The 7,024-nt window shown below is 60.0% G+C and carries 6 protein-coding genes and 1 pseudogene; 4 read left to right on the forward strand and 3 right to left on the reverse strand.

Translation table 11 applies throughout. The features are described 5' to 3' along the window. Both HLUSI_RS0107280 and HLUSI_RS0107285 read left to right on the forward strand, forming a co-directional pair. A partial coding sequence (locus HLUSI_RS0107280) for an SDR family oxidoreductase (protein WP_016833352.1) occupies nt 1-662 on the forward strand: 662 nt, incomplete at its 5' end. A 217-nt stretch (nt 663-879) separates the two neighbouring features. Then, nucleotides 880-1,332 carry an outer membrane lipoprotein gene (locus HLUSI_RS0107285; RefSeq protein WP_016833353.1) on the forward strand — a complete coding sequence of 151 codons (453 nt, stop codon included), beginning with the start codon at nt 880-882 and terminating at the stop codon, nt 1,330-1,332. Nucleotides 1,333-1,455: 123 nt separating this feature from the next. Here HLUSI_RS0107285 and HLUSI_RS0107290 read toward each other — a convergent pair whose 3' ends face one another. The 3 genes from HLUSI_RS0107290 to htpG all read right to left on the reverse strand — a co-directional run bounded on the left by HLUSI_RS0107290 (nt 1,456) and on the right by htpG (nt 4,569). Continuing rightward, nucleotides 1,456-2,052 carry a GNAT family N-acetyltransferase gene (locus HLUSI_RS0107290; RefSeq protein ID WP_016833354.1) on the reverse strand — a complete coding sequence of 199 codons (597 nt, stop codon included), beginning with the start codon at nt 2,050-2,052 and terminating at the stop codon, nt 1,456-1,458. Further along, complete coding sequence (locus tag HLUSI_RS0107295) at nt 2,042-2,548, reverse strand: FUSC family protein (protein WP_016833355.1); 507 nt, start codon at nt 2,546-2,548, stop codon at nt 2,042-2,044. Before HLUSI_RS0107295 ends, HLUSI_RS0107290 begins: the two co-directional genes overlap by 11 nt. Nucleotides 2,549-2,655: 107 nt before the next feature. After that, nucleotides 2,656-4,569 carry a molecular chaperone HtpG gene (htpG, locus tag HLUSI_RS0107300; protein WP_016833356.1) on the reverse strand — a complete coding sequence of 638 codons (1,914 nt, stop codon included), beginning with the start codon at nt 4,567-4,569 and terminating at the stop codon, nt 2,656-2,658. A 644-nt stretch (nt 4,570-5,213) separates the two neighbouring features. Here htpG and HLUSI_RS27430 point away from each other — a divergent pair. Together HLUSI_RS27430 and HLUSI_RS0107310 are read left to right on the forward strand one after the other, a co-directional pair. Beyond that, nucleotides 5,214-6,626 carry a TolC family protein gene (locus tag HLUSI_RS27430; RefSeq protein WP_016833357.1) on the forward strand — a complete coding sequence of 471 codons (1,413 nt, stop codon included), beginning with the start codon at nt 5,214-5,216 and terminating at the stop codon, nt 6,624-6,626. A gap of 17 nt (nt 6,627-6,643) precedes the next feature. Then, nucleotides 6,644-7,024: pseudogene (locus HLUSI_RS0107310) on the forward strand (OmpA family protein); the annotation flags it as partial.

Raw genomic sequence — 7,024 nt, forward strand, 5'->3', positions numbered from 1 at the left:
TCGCCATCAGCTATGTATCGAACCGCGCTGCGGCCGACGCCGTGGTGGAGGGCATCGTGAAGGCCGGTGGCCGTGCGATCGCCGTGAAATCGGACGTGGCGGTGGAGGCCGATATCCTGCATCTCTTTCAGACCGTCGACAAGGAGCTCGGCACGCTCGCCGCGCTGGTCAATAACGCCGGCATCCTGGAGCACCAGTCCCGCTTCGACGAACTGAGCGCAGACCGCATCAACCGCGTGCTGCTGACCAATGTCACCGGCAGCCTGCTGTGCGCGCGTGAAGCGGTGCGTCGCATGTCGACCAGGCACGGCGGCAAGGGCGGCGCCATCGTCAACCTGTCGTCGATGGCCGCCAGGCTGGGCGGTCCCGGCGAATATGTCGACTACGCCGCCTCGAAGGGGGCGATCGACGCCTTCACCATCGGCCTGGCCAAGGAAGTCGCCGCCGAAGGCATCCGCGTCAACGCCATCCGCCCCGGGCTGATCTATACCGACATCCACGCCAGCGGCGGCGAGGCAGGGCGCGTCGACCGCCTCAAGGACGCCGTGCCGATGAAGCGCGGCGGCAGCGCCGAAGAAGTCGCCAATGCGGTCCTGTGGCTGCTGTCGGACGAAGCATCGTATGCGACCGGCACCTTCATCGACGTTTCGGGCGGCCGCTGAGTTTCATGGACACTTGTCGATGCCCCTTGTTCGCTTCAGCATCCGATATGAAGAACCGCTGAAGAAATGAACGAAAGCGTGGAAAGCCGGTCAAGAAGCGGTCTGTATTAAAATGCCAAGAATTGTTTGCTATGCCTGAAGTGCTCAGAATATGGCATGCAGCATGAACGCCGCCCACTGTTCCCATGACCGGGCAAACTTTCCGTTGGAGTCTTGTATGAAGAAATTGCTTTTAATCGCCGCCATCAGCACGCTCGCCGCAGGCTGCGCCGTTACCCCGAATTCCGCCAGCGTGTATAACACGCGCCAGGCGCAAGGTGAACAGACGGTGCGCATGGGCGTGGTCGAGTCCGTCCGCAACGTCACCATCGACAAGGGCGCTACCGGCGTCGGCACGGTCGCCGGCGGCGCGTTGGGCGGCATTGCAGCCGGTTCCTCCATCGGCAGCGGCAACGGTGCGCTGGCGGCAGGCATTGTCGGCGCCCTGATCGGCGGCGTCGCCGGCAACCGCGCGGAAGCCAGCCTGGCCAACAAGCCGGGCCTGGAAATCACCGTGCGCCTGGACAACGGCGAACTGCGCGCCATCACCCAGGATGCGGATGAACTGTTCCGCGTCGGCGAGCGCGTGCGTCTGTTGTCGTCGGGCCGCACGACGCGCGTAACTCACTGAAGATGCACTGACTACGCACTGACCACGCATTAGATACGTACCAGGCAGGATTATTCGCCATACGAACCGCTGTGTTCCGCCATCAGGTCGGACGCAGCGGTTTTTTTATGGACCTGATGAACCTCATGAACGTACGGGAAGCGGCTGTTCGAAGCCGTCGTAAGCTGCTTGCAGCAGCCACTGTTCACGCCGCAGCCGGTATAGCACGTGCACGCTGAGCGCATGGCCGGTCGGCAGGCGCGGGTGTTCGAAGTTATCTTCCGCGCGCGTGTACATGCCGAGGCGGCGCATGACCGCCTGCGAGCGCTTGTTGCCGGCCGCGGTGAAGGACACGATCTCTTTCATGCCGAGCACATTGAAGGCGTGGCGCAGTACCGCCTGTGCGGCCTCGGTGGCGTAGCCTTTGCCCCATGCAGCAGGCACCAGGCGCCAGCCGATCTCCACAGCCGGCGTGAAGTGCGCCTCGAACGCCACGCGCAGCAGGCCGACAAAGCCGGCGAACTCCAGCTCGCCGGGAACTTCCAGCACCCACAAACCGTAGCCGTGTTCATTGAAATGTTCGTCGATGCGTTTGACCAGCAGCGCGTTGTCGGCCGGACTCAGGACGGACGGGAAATAGCGCATCACCTCGGGGTCGGCTGTCATCGCCGCGCAGGCTGCGGCGTCTTCCGCGCGCCAGGGGCGCAACAGGATGCGCGAGTGGCGCAGTTCAGTCGCCATGGCGCAGGCGATTGACGAAGCCGATGTAGACCACGGTCTGCAAGAGCGCGACGGTGCTGCCGGCAATCACTTCCGATACGCGCAGCAGCGCCAGGTGCAGTTCCTCGTGCAAGCCGCCGCCGGCAAATGCCGCCGACATCAGGATCACCACCGTGGCCGGTCCCAGTCGCCAGTTGCTCGGATAGTTCTGCCATAGCATGGCCACCAGCACCGCGCTGGTCAGGGCGATCAGCATCGACAGGAACGTGGCGCCGAAGATCACCAGGCACAGGCAGGCGATGATGGCGCCCGAGATGGTGTTGATCAGGCGCGCACGGAAATTCGCCTTGGCCACGGTCATGTCCGGTTCGGTCACGATGATCAGCGAAATCATCGCCCAGTAAGGTTCCGGCAAGCCGCAGGCGCGCAATCCGTACCACAGGATCAGCGAGCCGGAGAGGATCTTGATGAGGTAGACCAGCGCGTTTTTGCGCGGATTGATGAAGTTGAATTCCATGAGGATCGATGCGAAGGCCGATGGCGAGCTTTACTGTAACGGAAAACCGCGCCGGAAGCGACAACGGCGACCGCAAGGCCGCCGTTGAGAAGACTGCAGGAATCTTCTTACTTTGAAGCCATGCCCAGCAGCATGTCGTTGAGGCGTTTGACGAAGCCGGACGGATCCGTCAGCGCGCCGCCTTCGGCCAGCAAGGCCTGGTCGAACAGGATGTGCGACCAGTCGTCGAACTTGGCGTCTTCATACTTCAGGCGCTGCACCAGCGGATGTTCCGGATTGATTTCCAGAATCGGCTTGGCTTCCGGCGTGTCCTGCCCGGCGGCCTTGAGCATGCGCAGCAAGTTGCCCGACAATTCGTTTTCGTCCGCCACCAGGCAGGCCGGCGAATCGGTCAGGCGGAACGTCACGCGCACATCCTTGGCCTTGTCGCCCAGCGAGGTCTTCATCTTTTCGACGAGGTCCTTGAACTGGGTTTCGGTTTCTTCGTGCTGCTTCTTCTCGGCTTCGTTTTCCAGCGAACCGAGATCGAGGCCGCCCTTGGCCACCGAGGCCAGTTCCTTGCCGTCGAAGTCCTGCAGGAACGACAGCATCCATTCGTCGACGCGATCGGTCAGCAACAGGACTTCCACGCCTTTCTTGCGGAAGATTTCCAGATGCGGGCTGTTCTTTGCCGCGTGGTAGTTCTCGCCGGTGACGTAATAAATCTTGTCCTGGCCTTCCTTCATGCGCCCGACGTAATCGGCAAACGACGTGGTCTGCGCGTCGGAATCGTTGTGCGTCGATGCGAAGCGCAGCAGCTTGGCGATGCGTTCCTTGTTGGCCGCGTCTTCGCCGATGCCTTCTTTCAGCACCTGGCCGAACTCGGTCCAGAAGCCGGCGTACTTGTCCTTCTGTTCCTGCTCGTCGCTGTTTGCCAGTTCTTCCAGCAAGCTCAGCACGCGCTTTGTCGAACCTTCGCGGATGGCCTTGACGTCGCGCGACTCTTGCAGGATTTCGCGCGACACATTCAGCGGGAGATCGGCCGAATCAATCACGCCCTTGACGAAGCGCAGGTACACCGGCATCAGTTGCTCGGCATCGTCCATGATGAAGACGCGCTTGACGTACAGCTTGATGCCGCCGCGCTTGTTGCGATCCCACATGTCGAACGGCGCGCGGGCCGGGATGTACAGCAACTGCGTATATTCGCTGCGGCCTTCGACGCGATTATGCGTGTAAGCCAGCGGCGCGCCGAAGTCGTGCGAGATGTGCTTGTAGAACTCTTCGTACTGTTCCGGCGTGATGTCGGACTTGCTGCGCGTCCACAGGGCGCTGGCCTGGTTGACGGTTTCGAGCTCGTCCTTGGCAACGGTTTCCTTCTTCTCTTCGTCCCATTCTTCCTTCTGCATCAGGATCGGCAGGGAGATGTGGTCGGAGTATTTACGGATGATGTTCTTCAACTGCCACGACGACAGGAACTCGTCTTCGCCCTCGCGCAGATGCAGGATCACGTCGCTGCCGCGGCCCGGCTTGTCGATCGCTTCGATCGAGAACTCGCCGGCGCCTTCGGATTCCCAGCGCACGCCCTCATTGGCCGGCGTGCCGGCGCGACGGGTTTCGACCGTGATGCGGTCGGCGACGATGAAGCCGGAGTAGAAGCCGACGCCGAACTGGCCGATCAGCGCTGCATCCTTTTGCTGGTCGCCCGACAGTTTCGAGAAAAATTCCTTGGTGCCGGACTTGGCGATCGTACCCAGGTGGGAGATCGCTTCCTCGCGGTTCATGCCGATGCCATTGTCGGAAATGGTGATCGTGCGCGCGGCCTTGTCGAAGGCGACGGTGATCTTCAGTTCCGGATCGTTTTCGAACAGTGCGCTGTTGTTGATGGCTTCGAAGCGCAGCTTGTCGGAGGCATCGGACGCGTTGGAGATCAGTTCGCGCAGGAAGATTTCCTTGTTCGAATACAAGGAGTGAATCATCAACTGCAACAGTTGTTTGACTTCGGCCTGGAAGCCCAGGGTTTGCTTCTCGGGTGCTGCCATGTGTACTTACCTCATGAATTGAAAAAAGGAGTTTCGACTGCAAAAAGAGTTCCGCTGCATCTCAGGGAGAAGGAGCGCCTGAGTGTAGCGACCGCGTATTTTAAGGAGAATGCGGTTGCTTGGGCGAATTTCAATGGCGCCGGAGAAAAATTTCCCGTGCGGGAATGATGTTGGCATGCCAATTGCTGTGAATGTCACACGCACACAATATTTGATCAGGACAATGCCGGCTGCGCTGGGACATCATCAAATGGGGCGCATGGGGTTGTCGACAATCCGGTTATTTGACGACAACTCATTGTTAATTATGCGATTTTAATGCGAGCAGATTCTTAGTGTTGTCTAACGTATAATGCGGCAGCAATAATAAAAGGTCCCACCAAAATCAAAATAAAAAGATATGGCATTTCCGGGGACGATTGAAGTTGGTCAAGTTTCAGGCTCGTTGAATTTCATTCGTATGATGGGAGGGGGTCAATCTCCGGATTGATCTGTTGTATCTAATAATGACATATAGAAACAAGACGTTAGTCTTTGGTGCGCTGTTCTTATCGATCATGTCGGACGTGTTTGCAGCATCGGACGTCGTTACATTGCCTGCGCTTTCCAGTGGAAAATTTCTCTCCGGAAATTTAAAATCCGGAATGCCGCCGCTCGCGCAGGCAAAACTGGTTGCGGCCGCCCTGGACATGCCGCCTCAAATGCGAGTAATTCCTGTGCGCGATGAAGATGTCACGCCCGGGCAGGCTGTTAGCGTCGGCGCTTCTGCCACTTCTGCCGCTTCCACCGCCGTCGCCGATGCCGCAACAAAAACCGAGGCTGCTGCGGCGTCCAATGATGAAATCCTGGCGCTGCTGCGTCAGTCCGATCCCGCTTTTACCGGCAGCGCCATCGACTTGCCCTATATCACCTCGGAAACCGTCGGTGAGGAACAGGTGCCTTTCCTGACCCTGGATCAGGTAATCGATCTCGCGCTCGACAACAGTTACAGCTACGCTGCCACATCGGCCCAGGCCGACCAGGCCGACTACGCCGCCAAGGCAGCGCTTGGGCAACTGGGGCCGACCCTCGACGTGCGTACGCAGAAAGGGCGCGAATATTCTTCGCCGGCCTCGTTCCGCGACGACAACGGCAATATCGTCCAGGCCGACCAGCACAAGCGCTGGGATGCCACGCTGATCGGCCGCCAGCCGATTTTCGCGCCGGGTTCCTATTTCGACTTCCAGAAGCAGCGCGCCATGTCGCGCGCCGCCGACCAGCGCCGCGACGATGCGCGCGAGTCGCTGTATTACTCCGCCATCAAAGCCTATTACGACGTGTTGCGCGCCTATGCCTCCTTGTCGTTCTCGCGCAGCTACGCGCAGCGCATGAAAGACTTGCTGGATTACATGGGCAAGCGCGTGGAAGGCGGCGGCGCCAGCAAGATCGATTACGACCGTGTGCGCGGCCGCTCGCTGCAGGCCGACTCCGCCATTCTCGATAGTGAAGGCACCCTGGACAGCACCTTGGTGACGCTGACCCAATTGATCGGCCGGCGTGTCCGGCAGGTGCAGGTGCCCGACCGCATGATGCCGAAAGTGCCGCCGACATCGCGCGACCAGACGCTGGTGACTGATCGTCGCCTGATGCTGGTGATGACCATGAATCTGCTCAACGGCGGCTCGGACGCGTACTACCAGCGCCAGATCGGCGCCAAACTGGTGGAAAAAAGCAATACGGCCTCCGACCTCGAACGCAAGCTCAAGGAGCAGGTCGAGATCAACTACCGCACGCTTGAGGCGGTCAAGAAGCGCATGAATATTTCGCGCGACATCTATGTGAACAACGCCAACGTCGCCGACGTCTTCCTCGAGCAATTGTCGACCGGCAGCAAGCAGCTGCTCGACGTACTCGATGCCTATCAGCAGGCGTACCAGACGCGCATGGATTTTGCATTGCTCTTGTTTCAACAGGCCGATATCAGTTATCAGATATTGCGCAACACCGGGCGCGCGTGGACGCCGCCTGACAACAAATCGCCCGACCGGTTGAATGACCAGTCGCGCAACGGCAAATAGGGAAGGCTGGGGACGCGATGGATGCGGGAAGCAAGGAACAGAATTTCTGGCCGGGGTTCGTGGATGCGTTGTCCAACGTCGTCCTGGTCATGATTTTCGTGGTCGTGGTGTTTGTCGTGACGCTCTTCTATTACTCGCAGAAGCTGGCGGAGATTCGTGTCAGCAAAATGGTCTCCAAGGGGGCGGTCCAGGTTCAGAGCGGCTCCACCAAGACCAAGCCGGATGCGACCGATGCGCCGCAAGGTACGGACGCCGACACCGCACGCCTGAAGAGCGAGAGCCGCGACAAGACCAATGAAATCGAAAAGCTCAAGCGCGAGATCGCCGACCTCAAGTCGCGTCAGGCGGCACCGCCGCTGCAAGCCGACGCCGGCAGCCTGCGCAGCGACGCCGCGCCC

The organism is Herbaspirillum lusitanum P6-12, assembly GCF_000256565.1.
GTDB lineage: Bacteria > Pseudomonadota > Gammaproteobacteria > Burkholderiales > Burkholderiaceae_D > Herbaspirillum > Herbaspirillum lusitanum.

Bases quoted from the DNA above. Each gene is read 5' to 3' on its own strand.
- htpG (WP_016833356.1), bottom strand. From the start codon at position 4,569: ATGGCAGCACCCGAGAAGCAAACCCTGGGCTTCCAGGCCGAAGTCAAA.
- HLUSI_RS27430 (WP_016833357.1), top strand. From the start codon at position 5,214: ATGCCGCCGCTCGCGCAGGCAAAACTGGTTGCGGCCGCCCTGGACATG.
- HLUSI_RS0107290 (WP_016833354.1), bottom strand. From the start codon at position 2,052: ATGGCGACTGAACTGCGCCACTCGCGCATCCTGTTGCGCCCCTGGCGC.
- HLUSI_RS0107295 (WP_016833355.1), bottom strand. From the start codon at position 2,548: ATGGAATTCAACTTCATCAATCCGCGCAAAAACGCGCTGGTCTACCTC.
- HLUSI_RS0107285 (WP_016833353.1), top strand. From the start codon at position 880: ATGAAGAAATTGCTTTTAATCGCCGCCATCAGCACGCTCGCCGCAGGC.